15 protein-coding genes are annotated in these 15,746 nt (G+C 74.8%); 8 read left to right on the top strand and 7 right to left on the bottom strand.

Annotated features, from left to right (window positions below):
• Positions 1–138: 138 nt before the first annotated feature.
• Positions 139–1,431, top strand: a complete 1,293-nt coding sequence (locus ACFUMH_RS14530) for an ANTAR domain-containing protein (RefSeq protein ID WP_378206880.1) — start codon at positions 139–141, stop codon at positions 1,429–1,431.
• Here ACFUMH_RS14530 and ACFUMH_RS14535 read toward each other — a convergent pair.
• Genes ACFUMH_RS14535 through ACFUMH_RS14545 form a run of 3 tightly spaced genes read right to left on the bottom strand, consistent with a single transcriptional unit; the run spans position 1,412 to position 5,226 of the window.
• A complete protein-coding gene (locus ACFUMH_RS14535; protein WP_378206883.1) occupies positions 1,412–3,253 on the bottom strand; it encodes a CheR family methyltransferase in 1,842 nt (613 codons plus the stop codon). The genes ACFUMH_RS14530 and ACFUMH_RS14535 overlap by 20 nt on opposite strands.
• A gap of 40 nt (positions 3,254–3,293) precedes the next feature.
• The gene (locus ACFUMH_RS14540; protein ID WP_378206886.1) at positions 3,294–4,346 is read right to left on the bottom strand and encodes a chemotaxis protein CheB; all 1,053 of its coding nucleotides are present in this window, start codon (positions 4,344–4,346) and stop codon (positions 3,294–3,296) included.
• A gap of 55 nt (positions 4,347–4,401) precedes the next feature.
• The gene (locus ACFUMH_RS14545) at positions 4,402–5,226 is read right to left on the bottom strand and encodes a glycosyltransferase (RefSeq protein WP_378206889.1); all 825 of its coding nucleotides are present in this window, start codon (positions 5,224–5,226) and stop codon (positions 4,402–4,404) included.
• Positions 5,227–5,493: 267 nt separating this feature from the next.
• On the opposite strand from ACFUMH_RS14545, the gene ACFUMH_RS14550 reads away from it, so the two are divergent.
• From ACFUMH_RS14550 to ACFUMH_RS14580, 7 genes are all read left to right on the top strand, one after another.
• Positions 5,494–6,375 carry a manganese catalase family protein gene (locus ACFUMH_RS14550; protein WP_378206892.1) on the top strand — a complete coding sequence of 294 codons (882 nt, stop codon included), beginning with the start codon at positions 5,494–5,496 and terminating at the stop codon, positions 6,373–6,375.
• 2 nt (positions 6,376–6,377) lie between these two features.
• Complete coding sequence (locus ACFUMH_RS14555) at positions 6,378–6,791, top strand: hypothetical protein (RefSeq protein WP_378206895.1); 414 nt, start codon at positions 6,378–6,380, stop codon at positions 6,789–6,791.
• Positions 6,788–7,969 (top strand): zinc-dependent alcohol dehydrogenase, encoded by a 1,182-nt coding sequence (locus ACFUMH_RS14560; protein ID WP_378206898.1) that lies wholly within the window; start codon positions 6,788–6,790, stop codon positions 7,967–7,969. Before ACFUMH_RS14555 ends, ACFUMH_RS14560 begins: the two co-directional genes overlap by 4 nt.
• A gap of 168 nt (positions 7,970–8,137) precedes the next feature.
• Complete coding sequence (locus tag ACFUMH_RS14565) at positions 8,138–9,211, top strand: iron-containing redox enzyme family protein (RefSeq protein ID WP_378206901.1); 1,074 nt, start codon at positions 8,138–8,140, stop codon at positions 9,209–9,211.
• 7 nt (positions 9,212–9,218) lie between these two features.
• Positions 9,219–10,256: a glycosyltransferase gene (locus ACFUMH_RS14570; RefSeq protein ID WP_378206904.1), complete on the top strand. Its 1,038-nt coding sequence runs from the start codon at positions 9,219–9,221 to the stop codon at positions 10,254–10,256.
• A complete protein-coding gene (locus tag ACFUMH_RS14575) occupies positions 10,253–10,528 on the top strand; it encodes a CDGSH iron-sulfur domain-containing protein (protein WP_378206907.1) in 276 nt (91 codons plus the stop codon). The genes ACFUMH_RS14570 and ACFUMH_RS14575 overlap by 4 nt, the downstream gene beginning before the upstream one ends.
• Before the next feature lie 120 nt (positions 10,529–10,648).
• Positions 10,649–11,326 carry an ANTAR domain-containing protein gene (locus ACFUMH_RS14580; protein ID WP_378206909.1) on the top strand — a complete coding sequence of 226 codons (678 nt, stop codon included), beginning with the start codon at positions 10,649–10,651 and terminating at the stop codon, positions 11,324–11,326.
• Between the two features lie 85 nt (positions 11,327–11,411).
• Here the strand turns inward: ACFUMH_RS14580 and ACFUMH_RS14585 are convergent, their stop codons facing one another.
• The 4 genes from ACFUMH_RS14585 to ACFUMH_RS14600 are packed head-to-tail and all read right to left on the bottom strand — an operon-like array spanning position 11,412 to position 15,505.
• Positions 11,412–12,155 (bottom strand): GAF and ANTAR domain-containing protein, encoded by a 744-nt coding sequence (locus ACFUMH_RS14585; RefSeq protein ID WP_378206912.1) that lies wholly within the window; start codon positions 12,153–12,155, stop codon positions 11,412–11,414.
• Positions 12,156–12,190: 35 nt separating this feature from the next.
• Positions 12,191–13,588, bottom strand: a complete 1,398-nt coding sequence (locus tag ACFUMH_RS14590; protein WP_378206915.1) for an ABC transporter substrate-binding protein — start codon at positions 13,586–13,588, stop codon at positions 12,191–12,193.
• Positions 13,589–13,592: 4 nt separating this feature from the next.
• A complete protein-coding gene (locus ACFUMH_RS14595) occupies positions 13,593–14,537 on the bottom strand; it encodes a carbohydrate ABC transporter permease (protein ID WP_378206918.1) in 945 nt (314 codons plus the stop codon).
• A complete protein-coding gene (locus tag ACFUMH_RS14600) occupies positions 14,537–15,505 on the bottom strand; it encodes a carbohydrate ABC transporter permease (RefSeq protein WP_378206921.1) in 969 nt (322 codons plus the stop codon). The genes ACFUMH_RS14595 and ACFUMH_RS14600 overlap by 1 nt, the downstream gene beginning before the upstream one ends.
• Positions 15,506–15,746 lie beyond the last annotated feature (241 nt).

Genomic DNA, 15,746 nt, shown 5'->3' on the forward strand with positions numbered 1-15,746 from the left:
GGCCGGGTCGCGGCATCCCGCCGCCCGCGCGTCCCATGGCGCCGGCCGACGGGCGCGTGCGACAGTGACGGTCGGTCCGCCGTGTCCAGCTGCGGCACGCGAGTGCGGACCGAGGACACCTCGAGAGCGTGGTGCGCGGTGAGCGACCGGACGACAGCAGGACGTGACGGCTGGGCCTCGCCCGACCTGGAGGCGCTGGCCGAGCTCCTCTCCCGCGTGGACCCGGCCTCGGACGGGCACGCGCTCGACGCGCTGCACCAGGAGCTGGAGACCGCGCACGAGGAGCTCCACGTCGCGGACGCGGAGCTGCGGGCGCAGCGTCAGCAGCTCGAGGACCTGCTCGACGCCCGCAGCGGCGCGGGCGCCCGCCGCGAGTGGCTCACCTCGCTGCTGCCCGTGCCGGTCATCGAGACCGACCGTGCCGGCGTGGTGCGCTCGGCCAACACCGCGGCAGCCCGCGCGCTGAACATCGCCCTCGCGCACCTGCTGCGCAAGCCGCTGGTCGGGTTCGTCGACGACGCCGGGCGGCCGCGCCTGCGCCGCGTCGTCTCCTCGGTCGGCACGGAGCCGACCCGGCTCCGGCTGCACCTGCGCCCGCGCCGCGCCGAACCCGTCGCGTACGACGTCGTCGTCGTCGCGGACGCCGGGGACGGCGACACCGTCACGTGGACGCTGCTGCCCGCGTCCGACCCGGACACGCCCGCGGCGCAGCACGACACGCTGCGGGTGGCGCGCGCCTTCGTCGCGCTCAGCTGGCTGACGGCGTCCGACCTCACGCAGCAGCAGCGGCTGGCGCACATGGCGCGGATCGTCGCCGAGGCGCTGCCCGCCGCGTCGGCCGTCAGCGTCAACGTCGGCCCGCCCGACCGACCCCACGCGCTGGCGTCGTCCGCCCCGCTCGCCGCCGCCGCGGACGGCCGGCAGGTGCACACGGGCGAGGGCCCGTGCGTCGACGCGTTCGCCGCGGGCGAGTCGGTGGTGAGCGCCGACGTCACCACGGACGCCCGGTGGCCGGCCTTCGCCCGCTCGATCGCCGGGGAGCAGGTCCGGTCCGCGCTCGCCGTCCCCGTCCAGGCCGAGGGCAGCACCCACGGGTGCGTCAACTGCTACGGCACAGCCGTCGACGCGTTCGGCGAGGCGGACATCCGGACGGCGGAGCTGCTGGCCACCGCGGCCGGCGCCGTCTTCGCCGCCGTGCGCGAGCAGGAGCGGTTGCGCGACCTGGGCGACCAGCTCACGCAGGCGCTCACCTCCCGGGCCGTCATCGACCAGGCGAAGGGTGTCGTCATGGCCGTCCGCGGCGGCACCGCCGCCGAGGCGTTCGCCTACATGGCCGCGATCAGCCAGCGGCAGAACGTGAAGCTGCGGGCGATCGCGGAGCAGATCGTGGCGCAGGCGGCCGCGGGCGAGGTCACCCTGCCGGGACGATGACGTCCATGAGCAGGATGACCCCCGGCGGGCGACCGCCGGCGCTCCGCAGCGGGCTGCTCGTCACGTCGAGCGCGATGGCGTGACCGCGGCGGTTCACCGCCTGCACCCGCACCGTGCGCGACCCGTCGGCGTGCCGCAGCTGCGCGTGCACGAGCGGCTCGAGCGGCGCCACCGGCAGGCCGATGTCGAGGTCCTCCAGCGGGCGGCCCAGCGCCTCGTCCTCGCGCACGCCCCACAGGTCCGAGGCACGCGAGTTCCACGCGAGGACGCGCAGGTCGGCGTCGACCACCGCGACCCCGACGCGCAGGCCCGCCAGCACGGACTCCATGAACCGGTTGAGCTCGTCGACCTCGAGGGTGCGCACGCGCAGCTCCTCGTTGCTCGCGTGGAGCTCGTCGTTCATCGACTGGAGCTCCTCGTTCATGGTCTCGAGCTCCTCGTTCGTCGACTGGAGCTCCTCGTTCGTCGTCTCGAGCTCCTCGACGGTCGACTGGAGCTCCTCGTTCATCGTCTCGAGCTCCTCGTTCGCCGACTGGAGCTCCTCGTAGGCGGACTCGAGCTGGCGGTTGGCGTGCTCGAGCTCCGCCTGGAGCCGGCGATGACGCGTGACGTCGTTGAAGATCACCGTCGTGCCGAGCGGCGTCGCGTCGGCCGCGGCGAGGGGCACGACCTGGACGTCCAGCCACAGCAGGTCCGCGGTGGGCCGCTCCCAGCGCACGTCGCGGACCCACACCGCCCGCCGCTCGGCGGTCGCCTGCTCGACGGCCGACCGCAGCTCGACGGGGCGGTACGACATCTCCAGGTCCTGGAACGGCCGGCCGACGTCGCGCGCGCCGAGACCGAAGAGCGCGTCGGCGCGCCGGTTCGACGCGACGAGCGTCCCGTCGGCGGCGAGGACGACCTGCGCCGCCGGTGCGGTGTGCAGGGCCTCGTCGCGCAGGCGGACCGACGTGGCGTCGAGGTCCGGCTCGACGGGCCGGCCGGGCACGTCGCGCGTGCCACGCCGCTCGACCGGCGGGCTGCCCGTCTTGCGGAAGAAGCGGCGCTTGAGCTCGAGCGGCTGGAACAGCTCCGTGTGCGACAGCAGCATCTCGGCCTTGCCCAGGAAGAGCACGCCCCCCGGTTCGAGCGCGAAGTGCAGGCGCCGCACCACCTCGGCCTGCGTCGGCGCGTCGAGGTACATGAGCGTGTTGCGGCACAGCAGCAGGTCGACGTGCGAGATCGGCGCGTCCTGCACGAGGTCGTTGCGGCCGAAGATGACCGCGCGGCGCAGGTCCTTGCGGATCACGTACTGGTCGCCGACCCGCTCGAAGTACGCGCGCAGGCGCCGCTCGTCGAGGCCCGCCACCTGCCGCTCGGCGTACGTCGCGGCGCGCGCGACCCGCAGCGCGCCCTCGTCCGCGTCGGTCGCGTAGATCTTCACGCGGTCGCGGAACGCCGCCGGCCCGAGCAGGTCGCACAGCTCCATCGCGAGCGTGTAGGGCTCCTGGCCGGTCGAGCAGCCGGCGCTCCACGCCCGCAGGCGGCGGCCGCCGTCGAGCAGGCCCGGCAGGACCTGCTCGCGCAGGTACTCCCACGCGTCGGTGTCGCGCAGGAAGCTCGTGACGTTGATGAGCACCGTGTCGAACAGGGCCGCGTACTCGTCGGGGTCCGCCGTCAGGCGGTCCTGGTAGTCCTCGAACCCGTCGGCCCCGACGTCGTCCATGCGTCGGCGCACGCGCCGCACCAGGCTCTGCCGCTTGTACCCGGTGAAGTCGAAGCCCCGGTGCTCCTTGAGGTGCCGCAGGAGCGCCTCGAACTGGGGGTCCGGGCCGTCGTCCACGTGCTCTCCGCTCCTGTGCACCACGGACCTGCGCGCCGCTTCACGACGTGGGCTGGTCCACACCGTCCGTGAGCAGGTCGGCGGTCGCCTCCGGGCCGAAGGTAGCAGTCCGCGCGATCAGCCCCCGGATCACCAGCGACGACGACCGCGCCTCCGCCGCCTGGTCGGCGAACGCCTCCGCCGTCACGGCGTGCCCGCGGCCCGCCGCGTTCCCCGCCATGCGGTCGCACAGCGCCGCGCGCTCCTCGAGCGTACGCAGCGCGAGCCACAGCGCCCCCTCGACCGCGACGCCCTGCTGCGCGGCGAGGCTCGCCGGCGACCACGCGTGCCCGACGCGGCAGCGGAACCGCCGCACGTTGCCCTCCTGCACCTCGAACAGCACGCCCGTGCAGTCGGGGCACGCGAACCCCGACGGCGTGCCCGCCGGCTCGGGGTCGGCGTACAGGTGCTGCTCGTGCGCGGCGGTCTCGACCTCGGCCACCGTGAGCGGCGGTACCGGCCGCCCGTCGCGCGCGGGGTCGGGCACCTCGCGGCCCAGCTCCGCGACGAGCGCCTCGGCGAGCCGCTCGACCGGCACGACCTGCGACGGCTCGTCGGCGGCGACGGCGGCCGTCGGCATGCCGGGGTAGGCCGCCGTCTCCGGGTCCTCGACGAGCCCGACCCCGCCGCGGTGGTGCACGGTCACCATGCCCGCGGCGCCGTCGTCCAGCGTCCCCGACAGCACGACCGCGGCCACGCGCGCGCCGAGGTCACGAGCGGCGGAGCGGAACAGCACGTCGACCGCCGGGCGGTGGCCGTTCTCGCGCGGTCCGCGCGACAGCAGCACGCGCCCGTGGTGCACGAGCATGTGCCGGTCGGGCGGGGCGACGAGGATGCGCCCGGGCTCCAGCAGGTCGCCGTCGGCGGCCTGCACCGCCGGGAGCGCGCCGGCGCGCGACAGGATCGCCGGGAGCGCGCTGCGCGCCGTCGCCGGGGTGTGCAGCACGACGAGCACCGCCGCCGGCAGGTCGGCGGGCAGACCCGCCACGAGGGTCTGCAACGAGCGCACGCCGCCCGCCGACGCACCCACCACCACGACGTCACGCCGCGTCATCGCACCGCACCTCCCTCTCCGTCCGCCCTGCCTGGTCGCTCACCGTCCTGCCACGCTAGCGACGGCCGGACCGGTGCGCCCCGCGGGGGCCCGGCGCGGTGCCGGGCACGCGGTCCGGCCACCACCGTGCCGCCCACCGCTCCCACGGCGGCAGCACGCGCCACTGCCGGCCGAGGGTGCGGAAGGCGCGGCCGAGGCGGGGGCCCCACTGGCGCCCGAACCGCACCGACCGCGCCGAGACGCCCACCGACCACCCGCGGTCCACCACGACGTGCGCGCCGGGCCCGAGCGCGAGCGCGAGGTCGAGGTCGTCGTGCACGTCCTCGACCCGCGTGACGGCGTCGCGCACGCGCCGCCAGTCGTCGGCGCGGAACGCCATCGACGACCCCCACAGCACCGGGTGACCGGCCGCGAGGTGCCCGAGCACGTAGTAGGCGCCGAGGTACGCGCGTGCGACGCGCCGGCCCAGCGCACCCGGCAGGTCGAAGCGGCCCGTGCCGGTCACCGCGTCGACGCGGGGGTCGGCGAGGACGTGCAGCGCGTGGGCGACCCAGTCCTCCCCCGGCCGCGTGTCGGCGTCGAGCCGCAGCAGCACGTCGCCGCGGGCGGCGTCGTAACCCGCGGCGGCGGCGGCCGGGATGCCGACGTGCGGCTCCGGCACGACCCGCGCACCCCACCGCCGTGCGACATCCGCGCTGCCGTCGCCGGACGCGTTGTCGACCACGACGACCTCGTCCGGCGGCACCGTCTGCACGGACAGCAGACGCAGGCACACGTCGAGGTGCGCGGCGTCGTCGCGCACGGGTACGACGACCGACACGACCGGCCGGTCGGCGGTGCCCGGGGCGTCCGGCGTCGGACGGGGGCGGGTGGTGCTCACGCTGCTCCTCCGGTCACGGGCACGCCGGTCCGGCGCGTCCTGGGGGCATGGTGCCGGGCGGACCCTCCCACGGCGAGCGGGCGGCGCACCGGCGCGCCCGCGCCGGGTCGGACACGCGTCCACCGCCGCCGGACGCGTGTCCACGCTCCAGGTGCGGTCCGCCGGGGCCGTGGTGAGACTGGCAGGACCACCGCGCGTCGAGGAGAAGGCGCGTGCCGGGGTGGTCCCGCACGCCGGGACGGCCCGACGCCAGCGAGAGGGAGCCACATGTTCTTCCACCGCCAGGAGCTGCAGTTCCACGCCAAGCCCGAGAAGCCGGACGCGGTCTTCGCCCGCAAGCTGCAGGAGGTGCTCGGCGGCCAGTACGGCGAGATCACCGTCGCCATGCAGTACGGGTTCCAGTCCTGGAACGCGCACATCCCGGGCAAGTACCGCGACCTGCTGTACGGCATCGGCGCCGAGGAGTTCGGGCACGTCGAGATGCTCGCGACGATGATCGCGCAGCTGCTCGACGACGCCCCGCTCGGCGTGGTCGAGGGCGCTGCGCAGGACGACCCGACCGTCGCGGCGATCATCGGCGGCACCGACCCCCAGCACGCCATCGTCGCGGGTGCCGGCGCGCGCCCCGTCGACTCGAACGGCAACCCGTGGACCGCGGGCTACGTCACCGCGAGCGGCAACCTGCTGGCCGACTTCACGGCCAACGCGAACGCCGAGATGCAGGGCCGCCTGCAGGTGGCCCGGCTCTACCACATGACCGACGACAAGGGCGTGCGGGACATGCTCGCGTTCCTGCTCGCCCGCGACACGATGCACCAGAACCAGTGGATCGCCGCGGCGAAGGAGCTGCAGGAGGAGGGCCACGAGCTCCTGCCGGTGCCCTCGAACTTCCCGCTCTCCAAGGAGCACCGCGAGGTGTCGTACCAGTACATCAACTTCTCGAACGGCGAGCACGCCTCCGAGGGCAGCTGGGCGTCCGGCCCCACCCCCGACGGCAAGGGCGAGTTCACGTACGTCGCCGAGCCGCCGGCGGGTGTGCCCGCGCCGAAGCCGACGCGCCCCGACTCGCGCCTGTACGGCACGACCGACGTGCCGAACCCGGTCGAGAAGATCGCCGGCCGCGTGCAGGACAAGCTCCACCGCGAGTGACGGTGCGCGGACGACTGCTGGCCGTGGCGGCGCTCGGTGCGGGCGCCGCCACGGCGGTCGTGCTCCGGCGCGGCCGCACGGCCCTCGACGCACCCGGACGGGGCACGCTCGCCGTGACGGTGGCGCTGACGTCGGACGAGATCGACGCGCGGGCCGCCGGCCTCACCCAGGCGGCCGCCGACGTCCTCGGCCGTGCGCGCCGCACCCCCGCACCGGGCGACCGGGGCACCGAGCTGCGGCTCGACGCGGACGGCGGCGACCGGGCCGCCGACCGGCAGGCGGTCCGCCTGCTCAAGCAGGAGCTCGAGACGGGCTCCCGGATGCCCCCGGACGACCTGAGCGGCCGCCCGCCGACCCCGCAGGGGCTCGTGCTCGACGCGGCGCTGCGCGCCGCGGGACGGGAGGGACGCCTGTGAGGGCGCTGCAGTGGACCGGGGTCAACGAGCTCAGCACGGGCGACGTGCCCGACCCGCGCGTCGAGCAGCCGTACGACGCGATCGTCAAGGTGACGGCGAGCGTGACGTGCGGCTCCGACCTGCACCTGCTGGGCGGGTACATCCCGTTCATGCGGCACGGCGACGTCATCGGGCACGAGTTCCTCGGCGAGGTCGTCGAGATCGGGTCCGGCGTGCGCGACCGGCGGGTGGGCGAGCGCGTCGTCGTCAGCTCGTTCATCGCGTGCGGCAGCTGCTGGTACTGCCGGCAGCAGCTGTTCTCGCTGTGCGACAACGGCAACCGCAACCCGGCCGTCACGGAGACGCTGTGGGGCTCGGCCCCCGGCGGGTGCTTCGGCTACTCGCACGCGCTCGGCGGCTACGCGGGCTCGCACGCGGAGTACGTGCGCGTGCCGTTCGCCGACGTGGGCGCGTTCCCCGTGCCGGACGAGGTGCAGGACCTGCGCGCCCTGTTCGCGTCGGACGCCGCGTCGACCGGCTGGATGGGCGCGGCGGACCTCGGCGAGGTCGGACCGGGCGACGTCGTGGCCGTCTGGGGCGCCGGCGGCGTCGGCCAGATGGCGGCCCGCGCGAGCCAGATCCTCGGGGCGGACCGCGTCGTGGTGATCGAGACGGACCCGTACCGCCGGGAGGTGGCACGCCGCGAGCTCGGCTGCGACGTGCTCGACCCCCAGGACGCGCTGGGCGAGGCGCTGCTCGACCTGACGGCGGGCCGCGGGCCGGACGTCTGCATCGAGGCGGTCGGCATGGAGGCCTCGGGGGCGACCGGCCCCCTCGCGGCGCTCGACAAGGTGACCCAGCTCGCGCGCGTGCAGACCGAGCGCATCACGCCGCTGCGCGAGGCGGTCTACCACTGCCGCAAGGGCGGACGGGTCGCCGTGCTGGGCGTCTTCGCGGCGTGGGCCGACCGGTTCCCGCTCGGTGCGCTGATGAACAAGGGCCTCACCCTGCGGGGCGCGCAGATGCACGGGCAGAAGTACATCCCGACGCTGCTCGACCTCATGGCCCGCGGCGAGCTCACGCCGGAGTACCTGGCGACGCACGAGCTCGACCTCGAGGACGGCGCGGAGGCGTACCGCCTGTTCAAGGAGAAGGACGACGGCTGCCTGCGGGCCGTCCTGCGACCCGGCGGCGTCTGACCCTCCCCCGGCGGCTCCGCGCACGGCGGGCACCAGCCCGGCGCACGCGGAGCCGCAGGTGGGGGCGTCGGCGTGGGCGCGCCGACGCCCCGGTGGCGGGCCCGTGGGACCGGGGCCACGATGGGTCGCGCGTCGAGCCGCGGCGCACCGCGCGAGGGAACGAGAACGATGACCACGACGTCAGTGCCGACGGACGCACCGACCGGACCCACCCCGACGCGCCCCATGCCGCTGCCGACCCCGCGCGGCCCGCTCGGCGAGGCCCTCCTGCGCCTGCTCACCGGCGCGTCCGCCGACGCGGACGACCTGCACGCCGCGCTCGCCGCGGTCGTCGCCCACCCGCCCGGCTCGTGGCTCGAGGACGACGACGTCCAGCTCGCCCTCCTGTGCCTCTACGAGCTGCACTACCGCGGGCTCGAGGGCGTCGACGACGCCTGGGAGTGGGACGTCGACCTGCTGACCGTGCGCGCGACCCTCGAGCGGCACGTCGAGGACGAGCTCCGCGATCGCGTGCCCGTCCCCGACTGCGCGGACCGCACGCGCACGGGCGTCGCCGCCCGCCTGTTCCGGCTGACGGAGGAGGACGACTCCCCCAGCCTGTCCCGGTACGTCGCGCGCCGGGCGACGGACGAGCAGCTGCGCGAGGTGCTCGTGCAGAAGTCCGTCTACCAGCTCAAGGAGGCGGACCCGCACACCTGGGCGGTCCCGCGCCTCGGCGGCCGCGCGAAGGCGGCGCTGGTCGAGATCCAGGCGGACGAGTACGGCGGCGGCGACCCCGAGCGCATGCACCACGCCCTCTTCGCGTCGTCGATGCGCGGCCTCGGCCTCGACGACACCTACGGCCGCTACGTCGACCACGTGCCGGCCGCGACGCTCGCGTCGACCAACGTGATGTCCCTGCTCGGCCTGCACCGCCGCCTGCGGGGCGCGGTCGTCGGGCACCTCGCGGCGTTCGAGATGACGTCCTCGCTGCCCAACCGTCTCTACGGCAACGGCCTGCGCCGCCTCGGGCACGACGACGAGGCCACCACCTGGTACTTCGACGAGCACGTCGCGGCCGACGCCGTGCACGAGCAGATCGCCGCCCGTGACCTCGCCGGCAACCTCGCCGAGGAGGAGCCCGCGCTGGTCGACGACGTGCTGTGGGGTGCCGCGGTGTGCCTCGCCGTCGAGGGCTGGGTGGGGGCGCGCACGATCGCGCGGTGGGACGCCGGCGAGTCGTCGCTGCGCCTTGCCCTGTGAGCGCGGCGTGCGCACCGCACCCGCCGTCGCCGGCGCACGCGTGACGCCGGAGCGGTCCGACCGCCCGCGCGTCGCCGACGCCGTCTACCTGCTGCCGCTGCGGACGGCCGAGCCCGCCGACCGGGAGACGTGGAGGTACCTCTCGCGCGTCGTGCGCGTGCTCGACGTCGTCGTGGTCGACAGCTCCGCGCCCGAGGTGGCCGACGTGCACGCCCACCACCTGCCGCCCGGTGTGCGGCACGTGCGTGCCGACCCGCCGCCACCGGGCGCGAACGGGAAGGTCGTCGCGGTGCGCCACGGGTTGCGGGCCTCCGGGCACGAGCGCGTCGTCATCGCGGACGACGACGTGCGCTGGGACGTCGAGGACCTGGTGCGCGCCCTGCGGATGCTCGACGACGCCGAGGTCGTGCGCCCGCAGAACGTCTTCGCCCCCGCGCCGTGGCACGCCCGCTGGGACACCGGCCGCGCGTTGCTCAACCGCGCGCTCGGCGGCGACTGGCCCGGCACGCTGCTCGTGCGCCGCTCCGCCCTGCCGTCGCACGGCTACGACGCGCAGGTCCTGTTCGAGAACCTCGAGCTCGTGCGGACCGTCCGGGCGCGCGGCGGACGCGAGCACGTCGCGCTCGACCTGCTGGTCGAGCGCCGGCCCCCGACGACCCGCCACTTCCTCCACCAGCGCGTCCGCCAGGCCTACGACAGCCACGCGCAGCCCCTGCGGCTCGCGGCCGAGCTGGCGGTGCTGCCGCTCGTCCTGACGGCGCTGGCGCGGCGGCGGCCTGCGCTGCTCGGCGCCGGCGCGGTCGCGGTCGCGGCGGTCGCCGAGGCGGGGCGGCGCCGCGCCGGCGGCCGACGCCGGTTCCCCGCGACCGCCGCCCTGTGGGCGCCGGCGTGGTGCCTCGAGCGGGGCGTGTGCGCGTGGGCGGCCCTCGTGCTGCGCGCCGCCGGAGGTGTCCCGTACGCCGGCACCCGGCTGCGCCGCGCGGCCCACCGGGAACGCGACCTCCGCCCCACGGCGGGCACCACCGACCCGAGGAGCACGACGTGACGCAGGACCACCGGCCGACGCCCGTCGCGGACGGCACACCGGCGCCCGTCGGCGGAGCCCGCCCCGTCCGCACGCCTCCGGCGCGTGCGTCGGTGACCTTCTGCCCCGACGGACCGGTGCTCGTGCGCGGCGACGTCGACCTGCGCGACGAGGACGGCAACCCGCTCGAGCGGCCGCGCCCGACGGTGGCGCTGTGCCGGTGCGGCGGGTCCGCGATCAAGCCGTGGTGCGACGGGACGCACAAGGTGAACGGCTACCGGTCGCTGGACTGACCTGGGACGGGACCCCCCGGGGGGAAGCGCCGGTGGTTTGCGTCGCCCGGTCCGTTCGCCTAACTTTCACCACGGGTCAGGACACGGCCCTCGGAACTTGCTCGAAGAGGTCATCCCCACGTGTCCACCACCACCCGCGACGACCGCCCGGCCCGTCGCGACATCCCCGGTGCCCCCGCGCCCCGCCTCCGGTACGTCCCCGCGGACGGCAGCTGGTGGTGGTCGCCGGAGTGCTGGGCACTGCACGGCTTCGAGGCCGGCGACGTCGTCCTCACGACGGACCTGGTGCTCGCCCATGTCGATCCGGAGGACCGCGACCGCTGGTGGTCGACCTTCTCCGCCGCGACGGTGCATCCCGTCCACGCCCGGTTCCGCATGCGCGACGCGCGCGGTCAGGAGCACCACGTCGCCGCGGTGTGCCGCCGTACCGACGACGGCGCACTGGAGGCCGACCTCGTCGACGTGACGCGACTGGTCGCCGCCGAGGGCAGCCGGCTGGCCAGCAGCCAGATCGCCGCGTCGGCGGCGTCGCGCGCGACGATCGAGCAGGCCAAGGGCCTGCTCACCGCCGCGTTCGGCATCACGCCGGAGCTCGGCTTCGCCGTGCTGCGGGAGGCGTCGATGCGCAGCAACGTCAGCCTGCGCACGATCGCCGACGGCATCGTCGAGCACGTCGTCGACCGCGCCGTGCGCGTCGAGTCGCTCGCGGCCGCGTTGGAGCCGTTCCTGCTCGGCGTCGGCCCCGACGACGTGCGCGCGGGCGACCGACGCGACAGCGTCCGACCCGACACGGTCTGACCGGGGGCGTCGGGCCCGTCCGGCACCAGGTCGTCCCCCGCCGCCGGTCGTCCGGATCCGTCCGCGCCGTCGTCGGTGCGACGCGTCAGCCGTCGCGGCGCTCGAACGTCGAGCCCGACGGCTCCACCCCGCCGACGGTCCGCACCATGTCGAGCGCGAGGTCGCGCAGCTTGACGTTGCGCGCCTGCGACGCACGGCGCAGCACGGTCATCGCCTCCTGCGGCGAGCACCGGTTCTGCCCCATGACGATGCCGATCGCCTGGTCGATCACCGCCCGGGACTCGAGCGCGGTCTGCAGGTCGGCGGTGGTGGTGGCGAGGTCGACGAGCCGCAGGGAGTAGCCGAGCACGCGGCCGAGATCGGCCGCGAGCCCCTCCGCGCGCGCGACCGCCTCGTCGTCCCAGCAGTCCGCGCGGTCCGAGTACACGTTGAGCGCCACCTGGACGCCGCCGTGCACGCGGACCGGGAACGCGGCGGAGCACGCGAACCCCTCCGCCAGGGTTGCGTCCCGCCACGCCGGCCAGCGGTCGGCCGCGGCGACGTCCGGCACCAGGATCGTCCTCTCCTCGTCGACGGCCGCCAGGCACGGGCCCTCGCCGGCGTCGTACTCCGCCTGGTCGCACCGGCGGGCCCGCTCCCCCGTCCAGGCGACCGACGTCGCGGGCGCGCCCGGGCCACCGCGGCGGAGGGTGACGCTCGTCTCACCCGCGTCGCCGGCCAGCACGGCGGCCGACGCGTACGCGACGGCCTCGACGACGGCGTGCACGTCCGTCGCCTCCAGCAGTGTCGTGTGCAGCTGCGACATGACGTCGGCGACGGACTCGTCCACGGCCCCATCCTCTCCCGGTGCCGGGACGGGTGCGCTCACCCGGTCGCCGTCACGTTCTCGTACGCGCGCTGCGCCGCCTGCTGCGCGTCGGCGAGCGCCTCCTCGGCCGTCGCCTCGCCCAGCAGGGCCTCGGTGACGGCGTTGTTGAGCGCATTGCCGATCTCCTGCCCGGCCGGCGACGCACCGAACGTCTGACCGTAGTCCAGGACGTCGTAGTACGTGGCGATCACCTGGTCGAACCCGGGGTCGCCGGACTCCACGACCCAGCGATCGCGGACCAGCTGGTCCGCCTCCGGGGAGCCGGTGAACAGGCCGGTGTTGATGCCGCCGTCCTCCTCGCGCGTCGCGGCGCGGGCCTCGCCCGCGGCCTCCCACGCCTCGAGCTCGGTGAGCTCGAGCATCCACGCGCACGCCGCGTCCGGGTTCTTCGCACCGGCCGGCACGACGAACGCCGTGCCGCCCGCCACGGAGAACGGCTGGCCCTCGGCGTCGCGGAACGGCACCGCGCGCAGCTGGACCTGGCCGACGTACGGGGACAGCACGTTCGGGTACCACTGCGCGTTGACCTGCGCGGCGACCTGGTCGGTCACGTACTGGTTCGCGTCGCCGAACGTGTCGAACGAGTCGGTGAACGACTTCACGGCCGCGTAGCCGCCCTGCGCGTCGGTGATCCGCTTGAGCATCTCGACGCCCGCGACGTTCGACGGGTCGTCGAGGGTCGGCCGGCCCTCGTCGTCCGTGAGCTGCCCGCCCATGCCGAGCACCCACAGGCTCGCCTGGCCGGTGGCGACGGGGTCGAAGCCGAGCCGGGTCGGGTTGCCGCCCTCCTCGGTGTACGTCGCCGCGACCGCCTGCAGCAGCACGTCCGGCTGCGACGTGTCGATCTGCTCGTCGGTGATGCCGGCCGCCTCGAGCACGCGCGTGTTCAGCAGGATCGCGGGCGGCTGGTAGAACTGCGGCACCGCCCACAGCTGGTCGTCCCACCGGACGTCGTCGACGACGAAGTCGTAGAACCGCTCGTCCGCCACGACGCCGTGCGCGTCGTAGCAGGCGTCGAGCGGCTGGATCAGGCCCTGCGCCGCGTAGGTCGGGACGAACCGGCGGTCCATCTGCACGACGTCCGGCACCTGCCCGCCCGCCACGCGGGTCGTGAACTTCTGCGCGTCGAAGGACGTCTGGTCCATCGTGATCTCGACGTCGCCGAGCTGCTCGGCCGCGTACGCCATGCGCGCCTCGCCGACGTCGTCCGCGTTGTCGAACGCCCACGCGGCGAGCGCGCCCGTGGGCGCCGTGGTGAAGTCGGTCGGTGCGTCACCGCCGCCGGCCGCGCCGCCGCCGCCCGGCCCGCAGGCCGCGAGCGTCGCGGTGGCGGTCACGAGCGCGAGCCCGCCGAGCAGTGGTGCGCGTCGTGCGCCCCATCGTGTGGTCCTCATCGGGTCACCCCTTGCGTCCGGTCGTCGCGATGCCGTCGACGAAGTAGCGCTGCCCGAAGGCGAACAGCGCGAGCATCGGCAGCGTCACCAGGAGTGACGCCACCATGACGTACTGGTAGTCGCCCTGACCGCCGGCGGTCGGGCTGTACCGGGTCATCGCGTAGGCGATGCCCAGCGGCGCCGTGAACTGCTCGACGCTGCCCGCGTTGAGGTAGATCAGGGCGGACTGCAGGTTGTTCCACGAGGCCTGGAACTCGAAGAGCAGCACGATGACGAACGACGGCACGGCGAGCGGCATGGCGATCCGCCAGAACTGCTTCCAGTAGCTCGCGCCGTCGATGAGGGCCGCCTCGAAGATCTCGCGCGGCAGGCCGAGGAAGAACTGGCGCTGCAGGAAGATGTAGAACGCCGAGCCGAACAGGTTCGCGCCCCACAGCGGCACCCAGGTGCCCAGCAGGCCCGTCTCCTTCCAGATGAGGTAGACGGGGATCATCGTCACGGCACCCGGCAGCATCATCGTCGCGAGCACGAGGCCGAAGAGCAGGCTCCGGCCCGGGAAGCGGAACCATGCGAACCCGAACGCGACGACCGAGCTCGACACGGCGACGGCCACCGCGGCGAGCACCGCGATCGACACGCTGTTGGTGAGCCAGCTCAGCAGCGGCAGCTCCTGCCAGACCGTGACCCAGTTCTCCCACCGCACGGGCGAGGGCAGGAGCGAGTTGTCGAAGACCTGGCCGCGGCCCTTGAGGCTCGCCGCGACGAGCCACAGCAGCGGGTAGAGGAACAGCGCCGTGATGCCGAGCAGGACGGCCCAGCGGACCACGCGGCCGACGCGGCTGAAGCGGCCGCGCCGCCAGACGGGCGCCTCCTCCGCGACGCCGCGGGCGCGCGGGGCGACGGGCACCTGCGGGGGTGCGCCGAGCGGGGTGGTGGTCGTGGTGGCCATCAGCGGTCCGCCTCGTAGTAGACGAAGCGGTTCCCGAACCGCACCTGGACGAGCGTGACCAGCATGACGATCACGAACAGCAGCCACGCCATGGCGGCGGCGAAGCCGAAGTTGAACTGCCGGAACGCCTGCTGGAAGAGGTAGATCGCGTAGAAGAGCGACGCGTCCGGCGAGCTCGACCCCTGGTCGCGCCAGAACAGCAGGTACGCGGAGTCGAAGATCTGGAACGCGGCGATCGTGAGCACGATGGTGTTGAAGAAGATCGCGCCCGAGATCATCGGCACGGTGATGTGCCGGAACAGCCGCCACGGGCCGGCGCCGTCGAGCGTCGCGACCTCGTACAGCTCGCGGGGCACCGACTTCAGCGCGGCGAGGAAGATGACCATCGTGCCGCTCACGGCCCACAGCGACATGAGCACGATCGACGGCTTGATCCAGTCGGGGTCGACGAGCCACTGCGGCGCGGGCAGCCCGAGGCTCCGCAGGAACCGGTTGACCGCCCCGTTGGAGCCGTTGAGGAGCAGGAAGAAGATGGCGGCCGTCGCGACGGCCGGCGTCATCTTCGGCAGGTAGAACACCGTGCGGAAGAAGCCGGCGCCCTTGCCGACGCGGTCGAGGAGCACCGCGAGGAAGAGCGCGAACGCGATCTCGAGCGGCACGGCGAGCAGCGCGTAGAACAGGGTGTTGCCGAGCGCGGTCGCGACGCGCGGGTCGTCGAACAGCTCGCGGTAGTTCGCGAGCCCGACCGGGGTCGCGGTGCCGGTCGCGAGGTTGTAGCGCGTGAGCGAGATGTACAGGCTCCACGCCATCGCCCCCGCGGTGAACACGAGGAACCCGACGATCCACGGCGAGATGAAGAGGTAGCCCGCGATCGCCTCGCGGTCGAACCGGCGTCGTCGCCGCGGCACCGGTGCCGTGCCGGGCCCTCCGGGCGGCCCTGCCGCCACAGCGGGCGCAACCTGCGTCATCGCCGGCTCCCGTCGTCCGTCCGCGCCCGGCGGACCGGGTCGGCAGCCCCGCCCGTCCACCTGCTGGAACGAGTCGAGGACGGTTCGGACGATAGAACCGCTTCTCCGGCGGCGCGACTTCTCGGACGGCCGCCCCGCTGTGGGGCTCGTCTCACGCGCGGCTGGGCCCGGTCCGCCGCGGGAGCGACCGCGAGGTCGCGGGAGTGGTGCGAGGTCGCGGGAGTCGTGCGAGGTCGCGGGC

The sequence above is a fragment of the Cellulomonas sp. NPDC057328 genome, assembly GCF_042667215.1.
GTDB lineage: Bacteria > Actinomycetota > Actinomycetes > Actinomycetales > Cellulomonadaceae > Cellulomonas.

Coding starts and splice junctions, on each gene's coding strand:
- ACFUMH_RS14600 (WP_378206921.1), bottom strand. CDS start 15,505: ATGACGCAGGTTGCGCCCGCTGTGGCGGCAGGGCCGCCCGGAGGGCCC.
- ACFUMH_RS14595 (WP_378206918.1), bottom strand. CDS start 14,537: ATGGCCACCACGACCACCACCCCGCTCGGCGCACCCCCGCAGGTGCCC.
- ACFUMH_RS14590 (WP_378206915.1), bottom strand. CDS start 13,588: ATGAGGACCACACGATGGGGCGCACGACGCGCACCACTGCTCGGCGGG.
- ACFUMH_RS14540 (WP_378206886.1), bottom strand. CDS start 4,346: ATGACGCGGCGTGACGTCGTGGTGGTGGGTGCGTCGGCGGGCGGCGTG.
- ACFUMH_RS14565 (WP_378206901.1), top strand. CDS start 8,138: ATGACCACGACGTCAGTGCCGACGGACGCACCGACCGGACCCACCCCG.
- ACFUMH_RS14550 (WP_378206892.1), top strand. CDS start 5,494: ATGTTCTTCCACCGCCAGGAGCTGCAGTTCCACGCCAAGCCCGAGAAG.